The sequence below is a fragment of the Clostridioides sp. ES-S-0123-01 genome, assembly GCF_020658415.1.
Classification (GTDB): domain Bacteria; phylum Bacillota; class Clostridia; order Peptostreptococcales; family Peptostreptococcaceae; genus Clostridioides.
In genome coordinates this window covers 651,781-673,138 of the sequence record NZ_JACVWD010000002.1, presented here as the reverse complement: position 1 = coordinate 673,138, position 21,358 = coordinate 651,781, and the positions used below count along the sequence as shown (strand labels likewise).

Here is a 21,358-nt window from a genome sequence, read left to right as displayed (position 1 = left end):
ATAAAATTAGTGTAAATTAGTTTGTTTAAAGATTTACTGACTTATATAATTAGTAATGAATTTTGACTAAGAAGTAGATTTTTCTGTCTTTCTCATAAAGCAAACGGTAAGTATGAGTCCTATAAAGCATACTGATGCTGCAATCCAGTAAGATTGATTACTAGCCGCAACATAAGCTAGTGTATGACTTGTAGACTTTTGATGATATGTAAGTCTTTGTGCAAAGAAACTACTGAAAAAGGCTGTTCCAAGAGCAAATGACAAATTACGAACAGTTGCAAGAAAACTTCCCCCATATCCTTGTTTTTGAGGAGGAACGTCTGCCAAGATACTACTATTGTTTGGTGAACTAAAAGAACCTAATCCAAAGCCAAAAATAATTAAGCATAGAATCAAAAGATATAATGGAGAATCAGCTTTTAAAAGTGCCATTCCAACCAGAGCAATAGTCATAAATGAAAAAGATACAGTCAGAATATTTTTTGCACCATGTTTGTCAGAAAGAGAACCAGAAATAGGTGCTATAAGTACCATAATAAGTGGATGAACAGTCATGACAGAACCAGCCATCATAGGAGATAAATTTTTTAGTTGTTCTAGATAAAAAGGAAGTAGAAAAGATACTGCCATTTGAGGAAAATAACAAGCTATTCCAATAATATTGCCTATAGTGAAATTTCTATTTTTAAACAAAGGTAAATCAATAAAACTTTGTTCAAATTTTACTTCTCTTAATACCAACATTAAAAATGCTATAATTGCTACTATTCCTAGATACCATTTTGTATTTCCTTCTCCATTCATTGCAAGTAAGATAAGTGTGGTACAAGATGCAAATAATAGAAGTCCTGGAATATCGAAACTTTTGTTTTGTTCATCTAAAATAGGTTTTGGTAGAAATTTTATTCCAAGAAAGACTGCTATAATACCAATAGGTATATTGATTATGAAGATAGAAGGCCATCCAAAGTGCTCTAAAAGTATTCCACCAATTACAGGACCACTCATATTCCCTATCCCAACTACTGCTCCAGTAATTCCTATAGCCTTTCCCTTCTCATTTGCTGGAAATGCATTAGAAACTATACCAAGTCCAGTTGCCATTAAAATACTTGCTCCAATTGCTTGAAATATTCTTGATAAAATCAATGTTGTTAGGTTATTAGATATACTACATAGAAAGGAACCTATTGTAAATACAAAAAATCCTAACGTATATAGATAATTTGAACCCACCTTATCGCCAAGTTTCCCAAAAAACAACATAGTAGCTGTTACAACCAACATATAAGCTGTAACTACCCATTGGATTTGCGACATATTAATTTTAAAGTCGGCAGCAATTGTAGGATTTGCGATATTTAGTATACTTCCATCAAGAGTAGACATAAATACACCAATACAGATGATAATTAATACTATCCATTTTTGTTTCACTGATAACACCCCAATCTTTTACATAGTAGATTTTGTTTTATAAGTACAGTATAGTTACAAAATAAACAACAAAAAAGCACCTATGTTTTAGGTACCTTAGAATATGTTTATTTTCATGAATAAATGCGGTAGTTGAAGGATTTGTATAGATTACTCATGTAAAATTACATAAAGGTACTCGTATACTATTTTCTTCTACCATCCAGATTTTACTGTCGGCTTTGGAATTTGACCAAATTCTGCCATAAGGCTCGCGGGCTTTTACCGCCGATAGGGAATTTCACCCATTTCTGAAGAAAAACAGATGTATTTTTTAATTTTATTTTAACATAAAATAACAATCGAGACAATTAGATTTAAGCAATACAGACAGCTACACCACAATATAGAAGGTTTTATTATACTTTTGGACAAAACCTAAATTAGAGTATAATAATAGATTGAAATTAAGTAAAATAAGTTATTGTCATTGCTGAATGATAAGTTTTATATTTAGTAAAAGCATAAAGCTGTAACAAAACTCGTATAATATTAATATCTTAATTAAGAGGTATGGTAAATTATGAGGAGGCGCTAATATGGAAGGAAAGATAAAAAAGGCATTTCCAGGTGGAAACACATCACAAGGCTCATATTCTTTTTTTGACTATATAATTCCGGAAAATGTAAAAAGAGTTTTTTGTTTAAAGGGTGGACCTGGAGTAGGAAAATCCTCACTAATGAAAAAAATTTATAAAGAGTTTTTGCATAGAGGATATGATATTGAATTATATCATTGCCCTTCTGACCCAAGTTCGTTGGATGGTGTAGTTATAAAGAAACTAGGCGTGGTACTTATGGATGCAACTGCTCCACATACTGTAGACCCTAAACTCCCAGGTGCTTTGGACGAGATAATTAATTTAGGAGATTACTGGAATACAGAGGAGTTAGAAAAAAATAGACAAGAAATTTCAAACTATGATAAAGATATTAGTAATGCTTTTAAAAGAGCATTTAAATTTTTAAAATCAGCAGAGCCAATTTTTAGAGATATCGAGGAAAAATATTCTGACTGTATGGACTATGGAAAAGTAAATTTAGTTACAGAAGAATTCATAAAAAGATTATTTGATGGAGTAGATAGTACAGGAAAGTTAAAGAAAGAAAAGCATTTATTTGGCTCAGGGATAACTCCTGTAGGATGCTTAGATTATACAGAACATATTTTAAAGGATGTAGGGAAGGTTTATTATTTATCAGGGGAAATAGGCTCTGGGAAAACTACACTTTTGAGTAAAGTGTACAAAAAAGCAATTGAGAAAGGTTTGAATGTAGAAGTTTATCACTATCCGCTTATTCCTGAAAAAATTGAAACTATATTATTAACTGATTTAGATATAGGAATAACTATAAGCAGTACTTTTAAAGATGAAGATACAATTGATTTGAATCAATTTTTAAATAGAGAAAAATTACTTAAATACGAAGAAGATATTAAATTTGATGAGAAAGTTTTAGATGACTTAATTTGTTGGTCAATTTTAAATCTTAAGAGAGCTAAATCAAAACATGATATTATAGAAAGTTACTATAGTCCGAATATGAGATTTGATGAAGTAGGAAAATTGAGAGATGAATTAGTTAAGAGAATCTCAAAATATGAGGAAAATATATAAAGTATGTCTGTTTAAAATTAATATTAACTAGTATATATAATCAACAGCAGACTGCTATGGCTTTAAAGCTATGGCAGTCTGCTGTTTTTTGCTATAATTTAAACAGATAAATCTTTGCACAAAAAGACAAGAAAATTTAGAGAATTTATTATAAAATATGGGGGTACATATGAAATGAAATGGCTAGATGGATTACAACAATCTATTGATTATATTGAAGAAAATATTTTAGAAAAGTTAGATTATGAATATTTAGCAAGGTATACAAATATGTCAGTGTTTTATTATCAACGAATGTTTAGTGTATTAGTAGGTATATCTGTTGGTGAATATATTAGGAATAGAAGATTAACACTAGCTGGGCTTGAATTAACTACTTCAAATAGTAAAATTATAGACATAGCTTTTAAATATGGTTACGAAACAGCAGAAAGCTTTACTAAAGCCTTTGTTAGATTTCATGGAATAACGCCACCTATTGCTAGAAAAGGAAATTCAAGCCTAAAATCATTTAGCAAGATAACATTAAAAATATCTTTAGATGGAGGAAATACTTTAGATTACAAAATTGTCGATGAGGGAGAATTTTCAGTAATTGCTTTAAAAAAACAATTTTCGAAAGATGAAGATGTATTTAGAAAACAAATACCAAGGTTTTGGCAAGACTTGTTTAAGAGTAGTTTGTATAGAGAACTAATTTCTTATGTAAAAGAAAACACTATTACAAAAGGTGGGATTTTAGGAATAGATGAAATGGCAGTTTCACAAAACAAACAATTATTTAATTATTATGCAGCTGTTGAGACGGATGAAAAACCTAAAAATGATAAATTTACCTTATTTAAAATACCTTCTCATAAGTGGGCTATTTTTAAGTGTACAGGTGCCATGCCAAATTCTATTCAAAACTTATGGGTAAAAATATATAGTGAGTTTTTCCAATGCTCTAGCTATGAACCAGTTGCTGATTTCAATTTTGAACTTTACCTTGAAGGAGATAGTAATAAAGATAATTATGTTAGTGAAATTTGGGTTCCAATAAAAAATAGGAGGAGTTTATGAAAAAATGTAGAGTATCTGAGATAACAGCTTATTTTAGTGCAGATGTGGAAACAGTTTGGAATATAGTTACAGACAATCGTGATTATAAATGGAGAAGTGATATAAGTAAAATTGAAGTATTTGATGATGGAAGTACTTTTATTGAGTACAATAAGGATGGAAACAGTACAAAATTTACTGTTACAGAAAAAACTAAAAATAAGCTTTATAAATTTAACATGGAAAATAAATTTTTCTATGGTAATTGGCAAGGTGAATTTTTTGAAGAGAATGAAAAAACTAAAATAGTGTTTATAGAAAATATATATGTTAAAAATCCTATTATAAAAATTTTATCTTATCTCTTTATGAACTTAAAAAAAATACAAATGCAATATGTTGAAGACTTAAAAAGAAAATTAAATGAGATGTAAAATATTAATACTTTGTATACATATAGATTTATTATAATTAAATTATATTGGAGAAATATTTTAATTTATAAATAAAAAGGAAATGAACTAGTAAAAACTCATTTCCTTTTTCTATTTTAGATTTTAATAGATTTATATTTACAATTACATTTTCTAAAGCATTAATTTTATTATATTTAAAAATTGGAAATAGAAAAAACTATTTTTAAGGCGACTTAAGTTATTTTTTTCTTCTACAGCAAAATCCAATGTACCCATATATTCGATGTTAGTAGGGTAGGGGCATAAGTATAATGTATGATATTATATACTAAAGATGAATTTTAACATATAACTCTGATATAATAAGCATATGTAAATGTTTAATATTTAATTAAAGAAAATTATCATATAAAAATAAATTTGTAAGGAGTAATACAGTATGAAAAAACAATATGTGTTTATAATACTAGCAAGTACTATTTTAGGTATGCTTGTTGGAACCATATTTAGAGATTATAGCAATGAAGAAACAGTTTATACAAGTAAGGATAAGTCAATAAGAAAAGAAATAAGAATAACAAGAAAATCTATAAAAGAACTGGCAAAAGAGAAAGATAAATTAGATAAAGAAATTAATTCAATGAAGAAAAATCAAAAGAATTCTGATGAAATCTCTAAAATAGAAAGTCTTAGGGAGAGTCTTTCATATTCAGATGTAAATGGTAGCGGAATAGTATTAAGTATAGATGCCATAGATGAAAAAACAGGAAACATTGCCAATAGCATAGACTACAATAAAATCCTTGTGAAAGTCATAAATGAATTAAAAGCAAATGGAGGAAAATACATAGAAATAAATGGTCAAAGAATTAATCAGTACTCAGAAGTTGTACTTGCAGGTAGCCATATAAATATAAATGGAGTTCCAGTGGCACAACCCTATGAAATAAAATGTATTGGTGATAAAGATAAACTATCTAGTTACGTAGATAAAGGTAGTAAATATTTAGATAGTATACAAAGTACTTATCCAATGAAAGTTAGTATAAAAGCTGAAGAAAATATCTCTATGAAAAAACTAAAAATACCTAATAAATTAAAGTATATAAAGGGTGAGTAAGATTATATTAGAGGAAAGCAGTTTACCAATGTTAATACCAGAAAAACTTGCAAAAAAATATAATGTATTTCCAGTGGAATTTCAAGATGACAATCTAGTAGTAGAAATAGAAGATGAAGACATATATGCACTACAAGACTTGAGACTAGCAACAGGGAAAGAAATTATATTAAAAAAAGAAAGAAGAGAACTTATAAGTGATAAGATAGAAAAATATTACAATAGCTTTGAACTTGATGAAAATTATGCAAAAAAATTATTTGAAAATCTTATAGAGAAAGCTATAAAAGAGAACGCAAGTGATATACATATAGAACCATTTAAAGAGCATTTGATAGTTAGAATGAGAGTTGATGGAGAGTTAAAAGAAATATCAAAATTTTTAATAGATGTTTATCCAGCATTAGCTACAGTTGTTAAATTAAAAGCTTCAATGGATATAACAGAAAAAAGACTTCCTCAAGATGGAAGAGTAGACATAAAGCTAGATGATAGCTTAATTGACATTAGAGTTTCATCAATCCCAACTGTATATGGTGAAAAAATTGTTTTGAGAATCCTTAATAGAGATACTTTTTTAAAAGATAAATCAGAACTTGGATTTTCAGAAGAAGCGATAAATTCTATAAATCATATAATAAGTAAAAGAGCTGGAATATTATTAGTAACAGGGCCTACAGGGAGTGGAAAGACTACTACAGTATATTCCTTATTAAATGATTTAAGAGGGATAAACAAAAATATAATGACTATAGAAAATCCAGTAGAATACAAGATGGATGGAATAAGTCAAATACAAGTAAATTCAAAAGTAGGATTGAGTTTTGATGTAGGTCTTAAAGCTATATTAAGACAAGACCCAGATATAATAATGGTTGGAGAAATCAGAGATGCAGAAACAGCTAAGATAGCAGTAAGAGCCGCTATAACAGGCCATTTAGTTATAAGCACTTTGCATACTAATGATGCAGTATCTTCTATAGCTAGACTATTGGAAATGCAAATCCCACCATATCTTTTAAATGCATCTCTTATAGGTGTAATATCTCAAAAGCTAGTTAGAAAGGTTTGTAATCATTGTAGCCATGAGATTATGATAAAAGATGATTTTAGTGGAGATGTAAATACTAAAGTAGCTGTAGGCTGTGAAAAATGCAATGACAAAGGTTATTTTGGTAGAACAGCAATTTATGAAATTCTAGAAATCAATGATGATATAAAAACATGTATAAGGGATATGAAGGATTCTAGTATTGTTAAAGAAGTAGCACAAAAAAATGGAATGATAACATTAGAAGATAGCTGCCAAAGGCTAATAAATGAAAAAATAACAACATTAGAAGAATGTTTAGTAGTAAACGAAATAATTTAATTAAACAGTGTAATCAAACTTCATACAATCGATTTTAATAAAAATTCTCGATTGTAAATCATATCTAGATAAAATAAAATTAACATATTAAATTAGAAAATATCGAGATTATTTAATTGTAATTAATATAATTTGGAAGGAATTATAATACATGAAATTATCTAAAAATATATTTTATAATTTAGACAAGATTCATTTACTCTTAAACAAGATTCGTGATAAAGAGCTTAGAATAATTTGCAAAGAAATAGGTATTTTACTAGAATCTGGATGTGAAATTACAAAGATATTTCAAGTTATTGAAGGACAATCTAGTAAAAAAGTAAAAAGTTTGTTTAATACAGTATCAAATCATATTCAAAATGGGAATTCCATAGCAGAATCATTTCAAATCACAGGAACATTTTCTAAATTTTTTATAAGTATGATAAAAGCGGGTGAAACCAGCGGAAACTTAGATATAATAATGAGCGATTTATCTAATTATTACGATAAAGAATATAAATTAAAAACAAAAATAATAACTATTTTAATCTATCCAATAATACTTATCATATTATCTGTAATATCAATAGTATTTATCTTTATATTTGTGATACCAAATTTTCAGGTGGTTTTTGCCAGTAATGGAATTGAACCACCTTTCATAACTAAGGTTTTAATAGGAATTTCTATAATAGTTACAAATCATCTAGGTTATTTAATATTTAGTCTTATATTGATTTCAATAGTAACTATTTATTTTTTTATAATGAATAATAAACTAAAGAAATTAATTAATTTATTTAAGTTCAAAATACCTTTTTTAAAAGGAGTTAATCAATTAATAGCTACAACTAGATTTTCAAGGGCATTATCTATTTTACTTAGTAGTGGGATACAAATAGTGGATGCAATAGAGATGTCAGCAAGTGTCATAGATAATGAATTCATTTATGAAAGACTAAAGATTTCTAATAATTATATAAAAAAAGGAAATAGTATAGGTAAGTCTTTGAATCTAGCAAATATATTTCCTAAGTTATTTGTTTCAATGGCAAATACAGGTGAAGAAAGTGGAAAACTCGATAAGAGTCTAGATGTAATAAACAGATTTTATGAAAATGAATTAAATAATAAAATAGAGCAGATAATGAAATTTGTAGAGCCTGTAATAATTGTATTCATGGGATTGATTGTTGGAGTTTTTGTTTTATCAATGGTTATTCCAATGTTTGATGCAATTACTAGTTTCTAATATAAAAATAAATTTTACTAAATAAAACTTTTAAAAAGGAGCGAAAATTTAATTGATAAATAAAAAACGAAAAGGATTTACACTTGTTGAGATGATTGTAGTAGTAACAATTTTAGGCGTTATATCTAGTATAGCATTAGTTAAATATGGTAAGGTCCAAGAAAGTGCTAAGATAAATGCTGATTATACAAACGCAGCTAATATAGTAACCGCAGCGAGTATGGCTATTAATGATGATGAAAATATAGTTGAATCTCTAAGTGTAGAATCACTTAAAGAAAAAGGTTATCTAAGTACAGTTCCAGTTCCTCAAAGTACATCAGGTAAGTTTGAACTTGTTATAAGTGATAATGGTACAGATATAAGTGTAAATGTAAACTCAAAACAATTTTATCCGAGATAATATTTGTTTTTATACGTTTTTAGTGTCAAATTATAAAGATATTTTTAGTATTAAATTATAATGAATTGTAGATATATTAAGTTTAATTCAAAACATAATTAAATGATTTAAATAGGTATTGATTATTTAAAGTTAATATATGCATAAATAAAAGATTAAGTATTTATATAATTAAAATATGGCTATATAAATACTGTATAGGCTTTGTAAAAATCAAATATACTGTGTAAAATTTAAAAGCTATTATCACCTAAGGAGGAGATGGTTATAATTAAAAAATTTTTAACTTTAGAAATAAATGACGATTATATAAGGGTTGTACTTTTAAGAAAAAACTATAAAAAAATATTTATAGATAAATCTATTATAAAAGAAGTTAGCTTTAATATTAAAAGTGATATTGATGAGATTGAAAAAACTGGATATGTAGAAAATGTAGTAAAATTAGTAAAAGATGAAATAAATAATATAAAAAAATCATACAAAAATTTGTACTTTAATATTCAAACTCAAGACATAGTTATTAGAAATATTGAGATATTGAATACTAAGAAAAAAAGAGACATATTAAACATGATAGAATTTGAGATAACACAATATATTCCAATAAATATAAATAACTATTCAATAAAATATAAAATTATAAACTCTAGTAAGGATAAGTTAAATATACAAGTAATTCTTTTTCCTAAAAATATTATCAAAGTAATTAAAATCATTTCAGAAAGTCTAAATATGAACCCAAAAGCGATAAACATAAATTTTGATATACTACAAAAACTTATAAGTTTAAATTTAATAGATAATTTTATAGAAGATGGAGTGTTTATAGAATGCAAAAAAAATCAATTTATTATAAACATAACAAAAAATAAAAAAATAGAAGAAACATATCTATTATCAAAAGAAATAAAATCCTATGACTCAGTAAAAAAATTAATAAGTAGATTTAAATATGTTTATTATTATGGTATAGAAAATTGTTTTATAGAGGAGTATTTTAAAGATACAGAAAAAATTGCTGAAGTAAATCCATTGAGATTAAAAAATAAAGTAAGGGTGGAAAATAATTTTGATAAGGGTTTAAGAGATACTAGTATAACTTATATAAGCAGTATAGGGATGATTATTTAAATGAAAGCTTATAAAACAATAAATTTTTTAAATGGATTTAAAGAAACTAAGCGATATAATAAAATCTATAAAATAACGATAATATCAATTTTAATATGTGTTTCATTAAAAATGTTTATGTATATGAAATCTATAAATGAATTAGAAAATTATATAAGTCACAATAAACCCATAAATGAATCTAAATATACTGTACCAAATCTGGAAAAAACAAAAGAAAAGTTTTCTAGAATAAAGCTTGATGAAATTAAAAAAATATATGAAATAGTTGGAACAGATAACATTACTAAAATATCTATAGATAAAAACAAAATGGAGATGGAAGGAGTATGTGATAATCTAGATATTTTAGATAATTTAAGAAAAATAAATTACATAAAATATTACTATATAGACAGCATTATAAGAGATGGAGAATGTTATAAATTTAGAATAAAAAGTTAGACAGGTGATTAATTTTGAAATTAAATAAGAGAGAAAAAAATCTGATGAAAATATTGCTAATATTAATTATTGTATTAGTAGTTAATGTAATGTCCAGACCTCTAGAAGAGAACCTAACTAATTTGAAGAAAGAAAAACAAAATATAGTGAATGAAATAAAACGACAAGATAATTACAAAATTAAAGGTAATGGGTACAAAGATGATAGATATGTAAAAAATGTTGAATTAGATAGTAATACAAAATTAAAAAATAATTTTAATAACTCATTTTTAGATAAAAAAACAAATAAAGATATAGTATTATTAGTAGAAAATGAATTGAGAGATATTGTAAATGTGGAATACATCAATCAAGAAAGTAGCTTAGACAACTACAGTAAAAAACAAACTAATTTAGAAGTAAAAGTTAATGGAGAACTTGAAAATGTGTTGAAACTTGAAGGTGTAATGAAGAACTTAAGGTTACATAATAAAATTGAAAAAATAGAAATTAATAAATTAAAAACAAGTAATCTTGAGGCCAAAAACATTTCAAACGAATATAAACAAGAAAAAAACAATCTTGTAGAATGTAAAATGACAATTAGAGTCACATAACAAAAAAGAATAGATAAAGTAAAAAACTATTATCAGTTCATAAAACTTTATAGAAGAATTAGTTTTACGATAATCCATTTCTGTAAGAGGGATTGTTAGTGATTTTATCGAAATCCTAATTAAAGTGAATATATTATACCAAAATATAAGTAAATTTGAGATAATATTTGCTTATACTATAGATTGATTGATAAAAAAATGGTATAATAACAAATTGTACTTTAATTTAATAATAAGGGAGTGGAAGTCATATTGTTAGGGAGAAATGAGCTATGCCCTTGTGGAAGTGGCAAAAAATACAAGAAATGTTGTTTAAATAAAGATATTGTTTCAGAAAGAGCAAGCAGAAAAACTGAACTTTCACAAAAGCAATATACAGATTTATATTCAAAATTATATGATTATTCAAGACAGGATAGATTCAAAGATGAATGTGAAAAAGCTAAAGAAATGTTTTATATAATGCAAAATGATACTGTAAATGAAAAGTTCGAAAGATTTTTTAATACGTATTTAATACAAGACCACATAATGGAAAATAAAAAGGTCATGACGGTTGGATTTCTTGAAGAGAATGGTGCAAACCTAAGTCAATCAGAAATTTCAATATTAAAAAGTTTGTTTGAATCCTATGTAAGCATTTACGAAGTAAAAGAAATTTCTACAGGAAAAATAGTTTTAAGAGATTGTTTAAGTGGGAAAGAACTTTACACAGAAGATGTAAAACTTCTAAGAAGCTTTAAAATCGGAAGCTGTATGATAGCTAGAATAATTGATGTTGAAGGAACTAATATATTAATAGATGTAACTATAAGTATATCAAATGAAGTTAAAGATATAATTTTAAATGATGTTATGAATTTATTTAATCAATATAAAGACCTATATAAAGATATGAAGACGTTCTTAATTTATCATACACATGTATTATATAAATATATACAACAGCTTTTAGACCCAAGTATAGCCGAATATTTAAAAAGAGAAAGAGATAAAAATGATAATAAAAAAGTTAATTTAGAAGGTGAATTAGCTGAAGTAGAATGTAAAGTTTTAGATACTCTTAAAGAAAATGTGGAAAAAGAAAATATAGATGCATGTATAGAGTTCTGGAATGAATATAAGAAAAGTCATGAAAATATAAAAGGAGCTGAAAGTGGTTGGGCAGCTGCTGTTGAGTACTATGTTAAGAAAGAAGCAGGACAACCTATAACTCAAGTGCAAATATCAAAAAAATATGATATAAGCTCTAGTACATTAGGAAAAAGATACAAAGATTTAAAAATATCTTAATTAATTATAAAAAGCTTTAAGTCATAGATAAAGAATCTATAGTATAATATATGTATAATGTGTAGAAAGAGGTATTAATAATGAGTCTTAGTTTAGGAAATGCAATTGCTGTATCAACAAACTTTATAAAATCTAACCCAGCAGTACCTGTATACGACGGAGAAGAAATATATGCAGTTATTTATCATATAGAAATAGGATATAATAATGGTGTATCACCTGATACTAAACAATATATAATAATAGACTATAAAGAGTTCGATTTATCTATGGATAGAAAAAATGAACTAGTAGAAGTTGCTAAGGAGTACTGCAAATCTAAAAATATTGTAGAAAATGAAAATCTTGAAATAAATCTTTTGGATAATGAAGAAGCAGAAAACTTCTTAGAAAAGGTATTTAATAACATGAAAGTTATAAGAGGCCTTATAACTAAAAGAGGATAAGTTAATGGAGTTTATTGGTATAGAAAATATAACACCATATGAAAACATATATGAATTTAGTGTATATAAATACGATGATGAAATCACTTTAGGTAGTGAAGATTTATATATATGTGAATTAAGGGTTATATTAATTAAAGTTAATTCTTTATACGTTGAAAGATTGAATAAATCAGTTGAAGCAATGGTTTTAGTAAAAAATCTAAAAAAAGATTTGGATAAAGAACTTATTGTAGACAAAATAAAGAAATTTGTGCTAGACGAAATTTGGGTAGAAAATCTAGTAAAAGAGAATATAGAAGTTATATTTGTAGAAAGCTAGGAGTAACCCTAGCTTTTTTATATTATAATCTAAGAGAGGAAAACAATATGTTAAGGGTATCTAATATAAAACTTGGAATCGATAAAGATATATCTTTATTAAAAGATATTGTACTTAAGAAATTAAGAATAAAAGAAAAAAACTTAATAAAATATAGTATATATAAAGAATCTATAGATGCTAGAAAAAAAGGGAAGATGGAATTTGTTTATTCTGTAGATGTAGAAGTTAGAGATGAAAGTAAAATACTAAGCTCAAAAATAAAAGATGTAACAAAAATAAAAGATATAAAATATGTGAATGTAGCTATGGGTCATAAAAAATTGAATAATAGACCTTTAGTAATTGGAAGTGGACCAGCTGGTCTATTTGCAGGGCTTATTTTGGCTCAAATGGGTTATGAACCAATTATACTTGAAAGAGGTCTTGATGTTGATAGTAGAACTAAGGACATAAGTAATTTTTGGACGACTAGAAAGTTTAAAAATAATTCAAATGTTCAATTTGGAGAAGGTGGAGCAGGAACTTTTTCAGATGGGAAACTCACAACTAGAATAAAAGATATACGATGTAGAAAAGTGCTAGAAGAATTAGTTCAGTTTGGAGCACCAGATGAAATATTATATTCACATAAGCCACATGTTGGTACAGATATATTAAAAAGTGTAGTTAAAAATATAAGAAATGAAATAATAAATCTAGGTGGACAAGTTAAATTTGATTCAAAAGTTACAGATATAGTTGTATTAAATAATTCTATACAATCTGTAATTGTAAATGATAGTGAAAAAATAGATACAGATGCAGTCATATTAGCTGTTGGGCATAGTGCAAGAGATACTTATGAGATGTTGCATTCAAGAGGTGTAAAAATAATTCAGAAACCATTTGCAATAGGAGCTAGAATTGAACATCCTCAAGACTTGATAAATAAAGCACAGTATAAGGAATTTTATAATCACCCTCGACTAGGAGCTGCTGATTATAGACTTATAGAGCATGTCTCAAATGGAAGAACAGCATATACTTTTTGTATGTGTCCAGGAGGCAGTGTCATAGCATCTGCATCAAATGATTTTGAAATAGTTACAAATGGAATGAGTGAACATGCAAGAGATAAAACAAATGCTAATAGTGCATTTCTAGTAAATGTACTTCCAGAAGATTTTGATAGTGATAATCCACTAGCAGGGGTTCATTTTCAGCAAAAATATGAGAAATTAGCTTTTGAATTAGGTGGTAAAAATTACAATGCGCCAGTTCAACTTGTTGGAGATTTTATTAATAATAAGACTTCTGAAAATTTAGGAAGTGTTGAACCATCATACAAACCTGGATACAAGCTTACAAATCTCAATGAATGTTTGCCTAGTTTTGTAATAGAAACTATGAGAGAAGCATTTATATCTCTTGATAAAAAATTAAATGGATTTGCAATGCATGATGCAGTCTTAACTGGTGTAGAAACTAGGTCATCATCACCAATAAGAATAGTAAGAGATGAAAACAGTTTGGAGTCAATAAGTATTAAAAATTTATATCCCTGTGGTGAAGGTGCTGGATATGCAGGTGGAATAGTCACAGCAGCAGTAGATGGTATAAAATGTTCAGAAAAAATAATACAAAAATATGCTAATAACACAAAAATTTAACATAAACTTAATGATTTTTTAATATTTAACATGGATTTAACATTACTACTCCTATAATTTGATAAAATACAATAGGTTATAAAATTTTTAAATATAGTAATCTCTTTACAAGGAGGAAATAATTTGAATATTATAATAAGTCTAATGGGTGGATTAGGGCTGTTCTTATATGGTATGAACCTTATGGGAGAAGGTCTGCAAAAATCTGCTGGGACAAAATTAAAAAAGATAATAAAATTACTTACTAGTAATCTATTTATGGGAGTTTTAGTAGGTACAGGAGTTACAGCAGTAATACAAAGTTCAAGTGCTACTACTGTAATGGTTGTTGGTTTCGTAAATGCAGGCATAATGACTTTAAAACAAGCAATAGGGGTTATAATGGGTGCTAATATAGGTACTACTGTTACAGCCCAATTAGTATCTTTTGATTTAGCTGGAATGGCTCCAGTAGCATTAGGTATAGGTATTATACTTTATTTATTTGGAAATAAACCTAGAATAAAAAATATAGCCGAGATACTTATAGGTTTTGGGATATTATTTACAGGTATGGATTTTATGAAAATGGCAGTTGAACCATTAAAGGACTATCAAGGGTTCACTGATTTACTTGTTACATTTGGTAATTATCCGCTACTTGGACTATTATTAGGATTTGGTATTACAGCAATAATACAGAGTTCAAGTGCATCTATGGGTATGTTGGTTGCATTAGCAGCAGAAGGTTTAATACCACTAGCAGCAGCATTACCAATTCTTTATGGTCAAAATATTGGTACATGTGTAACTTCATTGCTATCAAGTATTGGTGCTAATAAAAATGCACGAAGAGCAGCTATGATGCATTTAATCTTCAATGTTTTGGGAACAGTAATATTCTTATTGTTGTTGAATAAACCAATTGTAAATTTAGTTACAAGTTGGGACCCAAGTAATGTTGCAAGACAAATAGCTAATACACACACATTGTTTAATATTATATCCGTCTTAATACTTCTACCATTTACAAAGGTTATCATAAAACTAGCCATTAAGCTTGTTCCTGATAAAGCTGGTGATGCAGATGAAGATGAAGCTAAGACTATTAAATATATAGATGATAGAATGATAGAAACTCCTTCCATAGCTCTTGCCAATACGATAAAAGAAGCACTTCGTATGGGAGAAAAAGCTAAGGAAAGCTTAAATGCATCTATGGAAGCGTTAGTAGAACATTCAACTGAAAAAATAGATAAGACATACAGACGTGAAAAACTAATAAATGATTTACAAAAAGCTATCTTAAATTACTTGCTTAAACTTTCAAAGGCACCTTTAGATGATAATTCTAGAGAAGTTGTAGACACCTTATTTAATACAGTTAATGATATAGAAAGAATTGGTGACCATGCTAAAAATATAGCTGAATTATCTCAAGTTGCAATAGATTCAAATATTTCTTTCTCTGAAGAAGGACAAGCTGAACTTGATATTATGTACAATAAAGTTGTTTCAGCTTATACTTATGCTTTAGAGTCAATGAGAACTGATGATGTAGATTTAGCTTGTAAGGTTATAAAAATTGAAGAGCAAGTTGATATAATGGAGAAATCTTGTAGAGCTAATCATATGTATAGATTGAATAATAATTTATGTAGTATAGAAAATGGAGTTATTTATTTAGATGTAATAAGTAATCTAGAAAGAATATCTGACCACGCTGTTAATATAGCACAACAAGTTATAGCTAAGAGATTGGGAACTGATTAAAAATAGTAATTTAAAATAAAGTAAGAATTAAAATAGATAATGAACAAAAAAGAAGGAGTTGTCTTAAAATTGATTTTTTCTAATCAAATTTTAAGTTCAACTCCTTTAAAATTTAGGCTAATTATTCTTAATAAATCATCATAAAGAATAATTGTTTCAATGTCTAATGGCGATACAATTTGTTTATAACACTGTATATTTTATAATCAAAATATTAAGCTATTTCTTTAATTTGTTTAAATGAATTTTCATTTCCATTTCCACCAATTTGTGTTACTGATTTAAATCTCATAGTTTTAAATAGTTCTTTTTGACTATAGTCTAGTAAATTTCCTACTAGTATTACAGGAGATTTAGTTTTTCCAGCTAAAACCCCAACAGATAAACCATCTATTAAATCATCTTGTTTATTGATTCCATTTTTAGCTACATATAGGTTATTTATATTAGAATCCTTGTAGAACTCTTTTATTACTTTTGCATTTGTTTCATTTCTAGTACTACCTGATATTCTTTGTGGATTTTTAAGTTTGTTTTCTATATTTTTAGAAACTGTGTATTCTCCACCTATTATATAAGATTTATCTATTTTTTTATCTTTGAATAAATCATTTATTTCAGTTATATTACTATTTTCATTAGTAAGTATTATAGGCATATCATTTTGAGCTGATGCTGCACCAATACTTACTGCATCTGCTAATCCTTTTTCACCATTAACTACTGATATTTTTGATACATTACTAATTCCTTTTAATTCTTTAGCAAGATTTAGAGAAGTCTCATATCTATCATTTCCTGAAATTCTAGATACAGACATATTATCTGACTTTATAGTATCTAAAGATTTTTCGTTTACAGAAGCTTCACCACCGATTACATATACATTTTTAACTTTTAATCTCTTTAATTCAGCTAAAGTCTTCTCATTTATTTGAGAACTTCCAGTTAGCAATATAGGAGCATCTTTTTTATATGCAAATGGTGTTGCAGCCAAAGCATCTGCAATTGCAGAATCATTTATTAAAACGGCATTTTCAGCGTTTTCCCAACCTGCTTGGCTTATCTTAATAGAAGTTTCATATCTATCAGTTCCTGTTAATGCATTTGCATTTACTTCATCTTGGTATGTAACTTCAAATTTGGCATTTGGACTTCCTAAGAAAGCTATTACGCCTCCTTTTGGCAATCTAACTCTATTATTCTTTGTCACTAAAGAGTAATTTACAGGAGTTCCTTTATCATCATAAACTGCAAAAGATGAATTTTGAGGAAGATTAACTTCTATTTTTTTATTTGCTATATCATCGCCAATTTTGTACCATTTTGCATACCCTTTTGAATCTATTTGATATGTAAAAGATTTTTCTGATGATAAATTAGTTAGGGAATCTTCACTTACATATGTTTGTGTTGCAAATTTTAGGTATTCTGTACCATTTTCTTTATACAGTTTGATATCACTCAAATCACGACCCATTACACCAGGTATTTCTATAAAAGCATTTGAATTATTCTCATCTATTATTTTAGTATTAGCTAAAAAACCTGGAGTTTTATCAGAAACACCAAGCATTGCTTTAACAGAGCCAAACATATAGTATTGAGAAGTATATTTTTCATCTACTAGATAGTAACCTTTTTCACCTCTTTTTTCCCATGCTTCTTTGACACTATTTGATATATTATTGTCATCTACCTTTTGAGCTACATAGTATAAACTTGCTGTCTGACCTAATCCAGGAACATCATCATAAGAGCTCATATTTAAATATGTGATATTATTTTTTTCTTTTACAAATTTTAGGCAACTATTACCTTTTTCAGATACGAATCTATCTTGACCTATGTATACATATTTATCTTTAGGTCCATTTTCTATGTATGGAGAAGATACTGTTAGAGTACCATTATCATTAACATCAACTTTTAGCATATTTGAAGAAGCATAAAGTCCACTATTTTCTTTTAAGTAACTTGGCATTTTGACTTGTTGTGGCTTACTAAATGTTTTATCAGGTTTTATTTCTTTAATTTTACCTTTTTCTTTTAATGCAGATAGTAAAATTTCTTGCCCAATTACTTCGTTAAGTTGACTACTTCCACCAGAAGAAACAACTGCAACTGCCATATTTTCATCTGGAAGCACTGTAAGATTACTATGGAATAATAAAGAATCTCCACCTTTTGTAAGTGCTTTTAGATTATATTGATTAAATGGATAAGTGTTGACACAATCCCATCCTAAACCATATCCAAGGATAGAGTCTTCTCCCTCAGGCCATAGACCATTTAAATATTCTTTATTTTCCATAGCTTTTACTGAAGCAGGAGAAAGAATTCCATTTGATTTTTTCATAAATGTTTGTGCAAATGTACATAGATTTTCTGCACTTGAATATAAACCACCTGCACCTATAGTATTAAGGTTATCTTGTGGAACTGCATCTTCCCAATAAGGTACATAGGCTTTTGCAAGTTTTGAACTATCAAAACTATTTTCTGGAGTTTTTGTGTTTTGTAAGTTAAGTGGATTGTTTATGTATTTATCAAGAAAATTAGTAAATGACATACCAGATACTCTTTCTACTAAAATTTCAGCTAAAGTAAATCCATCATTACAATAAACAGAAAAAGCTCCTGGCTTAGCTTTTAATCTTTGTTTCTTTAATTCTTCTAAGAAATTATCATGATTATAAGAATCATTGTCTCCCAATAAAAGGGCATTTTTAAAACTACTTCCCATTAGCCCTGATGAGTGATTTAATAACATTCTTGGAGTGATTTCTTTATATCTATCATCAGCCATTTTAAATTCAGGTATATATTTTACAACAGGAGTATCTAAATTTACTTTTCCCTGTTCAACCAACTTCATAACAGCTGTAGTAGTAAATATTTTACTGATAGATGCAATATTGTACATATTATCCTTAGTTAAATTTTTATTATCTTGTTTGCTGTATACTCCACCATTTCCAGAAATCTCAATCTTACCATTATCAATTAGAGCATATTGAGCGCTTACAGCTCCGTATTTAGATAGTAAAGTTTGAATTTTCTCTTTAGCAAGAGCTCTAGTTTTTGTGTAAGACTCCGAACCTTTACTATAATCATTTAACTCTATATCAGAGCTTTGATACTTATCGGAGATATTGTTTGTGTCATTATCAGCAAAAGCAATATTTGGAGTAGCTGTAAATAACATACTAAGTACCAATGTGCTAGATAATAACTTAAATAATCTTTGCTTAAACATATTAAATTACCTCTTTTCCCTTTTAATAATTACAATTAGCATAACATTCTTAATTATTTTAATCAACAGATTATTGTTAAGAAAAATACATTTATAATAAGTTACATTTTATATATATGAGAGAAATAAAAAGATAACATTTTGCTATTGGACTATTCATTTATTTAATTAAAATTTTATAATTGACAAATAGTTGTAATATTTAGAAGAATCGATTTCCTAATAATGCTTGAGGATATATGCATTATTTTGTGGCAAACTTTTTAAAAAAACACCTAGATTTTATGTTATAATCTCTGTAAAACGCATATGCTGAAAAGAGGGATTTAAATGGGAAAAATAAATTTTGATTATAGTAAAGCTACGGAATTTTTTTGCCAAAAAGAAATAGATGTCATGCAGCCGTATGTAGATGTGGCACATGATATGTTACATAATAAAACTGGTTTAGGAAATACTTTTTTAGGATGGATAGACCTTCCTAAAAATTATGATAAGGAAGAGTTTGCTAGAATAAAAAAATCTGCTGAGAAGATAAAATCTGATTCTGAGGTTCTTTTAGTAATCGGTATAGGAGGCTCTTATTTGGGTTCAAGAGCTGCGATAGACATGGTAAGTCATTCTTTTAGAAATGGGCTTAAAAAAGAGCAAAGAAATGCTCCTGAAGTATATTTTGTAGGTCATAACATAAGCTCAACATATATTATGGATTTACTAGATGTAATTGAAGGTAAAGATGTTTCTGTAAATGTAATATCTAAATCAGGTACTACTACAGAGCCAGCTCTTGCTTTTAGAATATTTAAAAATTATTTAGAAAAAAAATATGGAAAAGAAGAAGCTAGAAAGAGAATATATGCAACAACAGATTCAAGTAAAGGGGCGCTTAGACAATTAGCTACAGAAGAAGGATATGAGACTTTTGTAATACCAGATGATGTAGGTGGTCGTTTTTCTGTATTGACATCTGTTGGATTACTTCCTATTGCAGCTGCAGGACTTGATATTGATGCCATAATGAATGGTGCAAATGATGCTCGTGAAGCATTTCAAAATTCTGACTTAAAAAATAATGACAGTTATAAATATGCTGTAGCTAGAACAATTTTACATAGAAAAGGAAAAGATGTAGAGTTATTGGTTAACTATGAACCTCAACTACATTATATGAGTGAGTGGTGGAAACAACTTTATGGAGAAAGTGAAGGAAAAGAAAATAAAGGATTATTTCCTGCTTCTGTAGATTTTTCAACAGACTTACATTCTATGGGACAATATATTCAAGATGGAAAAAGACTTTTATTTGAAACAGTACTTAATGTTGAAAGTTCTAAGAAAAATATAACTATAAATTCAGAAGAAGTAGATTTAGATGGTTTAAATTATTTAGCAGGCAAAACTGTAGATTTTGTAAATCATAAAGCTTTTGAAGGTACTCTATTAGCACATACTGATGGAAAAGTGCCTAACTTGGTAATAAATATACCTAAGTTAGATGAGTATAATTTTGGATATTTAGTGTATTTCTTTGAAAAAGCTTGTGGAATAAGTGGATATTTACTAGGAGTTAATCCATTTGACCAACCAGGAGTAGAAGCATACAAGAAAAATATGTTTGCTTTACTAGGAAAACCAGGTTATGAAAAAGAAAAAGAAGAATTAGAAAAAAGACTTAAATAATTTTAGATAGTTAAGGTTTAATTAAGATTAGAATAATATAATGAAATCATCGAAAGAGAGTTTACTCAAAATAGATGATTTCATTTTTTTATG

At 27.4% G+C, this 21,358-nt stretch carries 18 protein-coding genes and 1 riboswitch; of the genes, 16 read left to right on the top strand and 2 right to left on the bottom strand.

The window, feature by feature from the left end; genetic code table 11:
* Positions 1–66 precede the first annotated feature (66 nt).
* The gene (locus IC175_RS06495) at positions 67–1,437 is read right to left on the bottom strand and encodes an MFS transporter (RefSeq protein ID WP_227835066.1); all 1,371 of its coding nucleotides are present in this window, start codon (positions 1,435–1,437) and stop codon (positions 67–69) included.
* A gap of 186 nt (positions 1,438–1,623) precedes the next feature.
* Positions 1,624–1,739, bottom strand: a riboswitch (FMN riboswitch).
* A 276-nt stretch (positions 1,740–2,015) separates the two neighbouring features.
* Here IC175_RS06495 and IC175_RS06490 point away from each other — a divergent pair.
* The 15 genes from IC175_RS06490 (at position 2,016) to IC175_RS06420 (ending at position 16,326) form a co-directional block, all read left to right on the top strand.
* Entirely contained in the window at positions 2,016–3,095 is a 1,080-nt protein-coding gene (locus IC175_RS06490) for an ATP-binding protein (RefSeq protein ID WP_227481844.1), read from the top strand.
* 174 nt (positions 3,096–3,269) lie between these two features.
* On the top strand, positions 3,270–4,157 hold the full coding sequence (locus tag IC175_RS06485) for an AraC family transcriptional regulator (protein WP_227851303.1): 888 nt from the start codon (positions 3,270–3,272) through the stop codon (positions 4,155–4,157).
* Positions 4,154–4,570, top strand: coding sequence for a hypothetical protein (locus IC175_RS06480; protein WP_227851302.1), 417 nt, complete (start codon positions 4,154–4,156; stop codon positions 4,568–4,570). The genes IC175_RS06485 and IC175_RS06480 overlap by 4 nt, the downstream gene beginning before the upstream one ends.
* Positions 4,571–4,991: 421 nt before the next feature.
* Positions 4,992–5,672: a DUF881 domain-containing protein gene (locus IC175_RS06475; protein ID WP_227435794.1), complete on the top strand. Its 681-nt coding sequence runs from the start codon at positions 4,992–4,994 to the stop codon at positions 5,670–5,672.
* Complete coding sequence (locus tag IC175_RS06470; protein WP_227851301.1) at positions 5,665–7,044, top strand: GspE/PulE family protein; 1,380 nt, start codon at positions 5,665–5,667, stop codon at positions 7,042–7,044. The genes IC175_RS06475 and IC175_RS06470 overlap by 8 nt, the downstream gene beginning before the upstream one ends.
* A gap of 151 nt (positions 7,045–7,195) precedes the next feature.
* Entirely contained in the window at positions 7,196–8,281 is a 1,086-nt protein-coding gene (locus IC175_RS06465) for a type II secretion system F family protein (RefSeq protein ID WP_227831915.1), read from the top strand.
* A 52-nt stretch (positions 8,282–8,333) separates the two neighbouring features.
* On the top strand, positions 8,334–8,684 hold the full coding sequence (locus IC175_RS06460; protein WP_227435800.1) for a type II secretion system protein: 351 nt from the start codon (positions 8,334–8,336) through the stop codon (positions 8,682–8,684).
* Positions 8,685–8,945: 261 nt separating this feature from the next.
* Complete coding sequence (locus IC175_RS06455; protein ID WP_227435807.1) at positions 8,946–9,818, top strand: pilus assembly protein PilM; 873 nt, start codon at positions 8,946–8,948, stop codon at positions 9,816–9,818.
* On the top strand, positions 9,819–10,262 hold the full coding sequence (locus IC175_RS06450) for a hypothetical protein (protein WP_227824498.1): 444 nt from the start codon (positions 9,819–9,821) through the stop codon (positions 10,260–10,262).
* Positions 10,263–10,276: 14 nt separating this feature from the next.
* Entirely contained in the window at positions 10,277–10,861 is a 585-nt protein-coding gene (locus IC175_RS06445; RefSeq protein ID WP_227481851.1) for a hypothetical protein, read from the top strand.
* Positions 10,862–11,113: 252 nt separating this feature from the next.
* Complete coding sequence (locus tag IC175_RS06440; RefSeq protein WP_227435821.1) at positions 11,114–12,154, top strand: YecA family protein; 1,041 nt, start codon at positions 11,114–11,116, stop codon at positions 12,152–12,154.
* 80 nt (positions 12,155–12,234) lie between these two features.
* The gene (locus IC175_RS06435) at positions 12,235–12,600 is read left to right on the top strand and encodes a hypothetical protein (protein WP_227435824.1); all 366 of its coding nucleotides are present in this window, start codon (positions 12,235–12,237) and stop codon (positions 12,598–12,600) included.
* A gap of 4 nt (positions 12,601–12,604) precedes the next feature.
* Positions 12,605–12,922 carry a hypothetical protein gene (locus IC175_RS06430; RefSeq protein ID WP_227435827.1) on the top strand — a complete coding sequence of 106 codons (318 nt, stop codon included), beginning with the start codon at positions 12,605–12,607 and terminating at the stop codon, positions 12,920–12,922.
* 47 nt (positions 12,923–12,969) lie between these two features.
* A complete protein-coding gene (locus IC175_RS06425) occupies positions 12,970–14,574 on the top strand; it encodes an FAD-dependent protein (RefSeq protein WP_227831914.1) in 1,605 nt (534 codons plus the stop codon).
* 123 nt (positions 14,575–14,697) lie between these two features.
* The gene (locus IC175_RS06420) at positions 14,698–16,326 is read left to right on the top strand and encodes a Na/Pi cotransporter family protein (RefSeq protein ID WP_227435832.1); all 1,629 of its coding nucleotides are present in this window, start codon (positions 14,698–14,700) and stop codon (positions 16,324–16,326) included.
* A 214-nt stretch (positions 16,327–16,540) separates the two neighbouring features.
* Here IC175_RS06420 and IC175_RS06415 read toward each other — a convergent pair whose 3' ends face one another.
* Entirely contained in the window at positions 16,541–19,585 is a 3,045-nt protein-coding gene (locus tag IC175_RS06415; protein ID WP_227836294.1) for a serine hydrolase, read from the bottom strand.
* 330 nt (positions 19,586–19,915) lie between these two features.
* On the opposite strand from IC175_RS06415, the gene IC175_RS06410 reads away from it, so the two are divergent.
* Positions 19,916–21,265 (top strand): glucose-6-phosphate isomerase, encoded by a 1,350-nt coding sequence (locus tag IC175_RS06410; protein ID WP_227851300.1) that lies wholly within the window; start codon positions 19,916–19,918, stop codon positions 21,263–21,265.
* Positions 21,266–21,358: the final 93 nt, after the last annotated feature.

What these genes read in the sequence shown, in the direction of transcription:
- IC175_RS06490 (WP_227481844.1), top strand. Translation starts at nt 2,016, where the DNA reads ATGGAAGGAAAGATAAAAAAGGCATTTCCAGGTGGAAACACATCACAA.
- IC175_RS06485 (WP_227851303.1), top strand. Translation starts at nt 3,270, where the DNA reads ATGAAATGGCTAGATGGATTACAACAATCTATTGATTATATTGAAGAA.
- IC175_RS06480 (WP_227851302.1), top strand. Translation starts at nt 4,154, where the DNA reads ATGAAAAAATGTAGAGTATCTGAGATAACAGCTTATTTTAGTGCAGAT.
- IC175_RS06475 (WP_227435794.1), top strand. Translation starts at nt 4,992, where the DNA reads ATGAAAAAACAATATGTGTTTATAATACTAGCAAGTACTATTTTAGGT.
- IC175_RS06465 (WP_227831915.1), top strand. Translation starts at nt 7,196, where the DNA reads ATGAAATTATCTAAAAATATATTTTATAATTTAGACAAGATTCATTTA.
- IC175_RS06455 (WP_227435807.1), top strand. Translation starts at nt 8,946, where the DNA reads ATGGTTATAATTAAAAAATTTTTAACTTTAGAAATAAATGACGATTAT.
- IC175_RS06450 (WP_227824498.1), top strand. Translation starts at nt 9,819, where the DNA reads ATGAAAGCTTATAAAACAATAAATTTTTTAAATGGATTTAAAGAAACT.
- IC175_RS06435 (WP_227435824.1), top strand. Translation starts at nt 12,235, where the DNA reads ATGAGTCTTAGTTTAGGAAATGCAATTGCTGTATCAACAAACTTTATA.
- IC175_RS06430 (WP_227435827.1), top strand. Translation starts at nt 12,605, where the DNA reads ATGGAGTTTATTGGTATAGAAAATATAACACCATATGAAAACATATAT.
- IC175_RS06425 (WP_227831914.1), top strand. Translation starts at nt 12,970, where the DNA reads ATGTTAAGGGTATCTAATATAAAACTTGGAATCGATAAAGATATATCT.
- IC175_RS06415 (WP_227836294.1), bottom strand. Translation starts at nt 19,585, where the DNA reads ATGTTTAAGCAAAGATTATTTAAGTTATTATCTAGCACATTGGTACTT.
- IC175_RS06410 (WP_227851300.1), top strand. Translation starts at nt 19,916, where the DNA reads ATGGGAAAAATAAATTTTGATTATAGTAAAGCTACGGAATTTTTTTGC.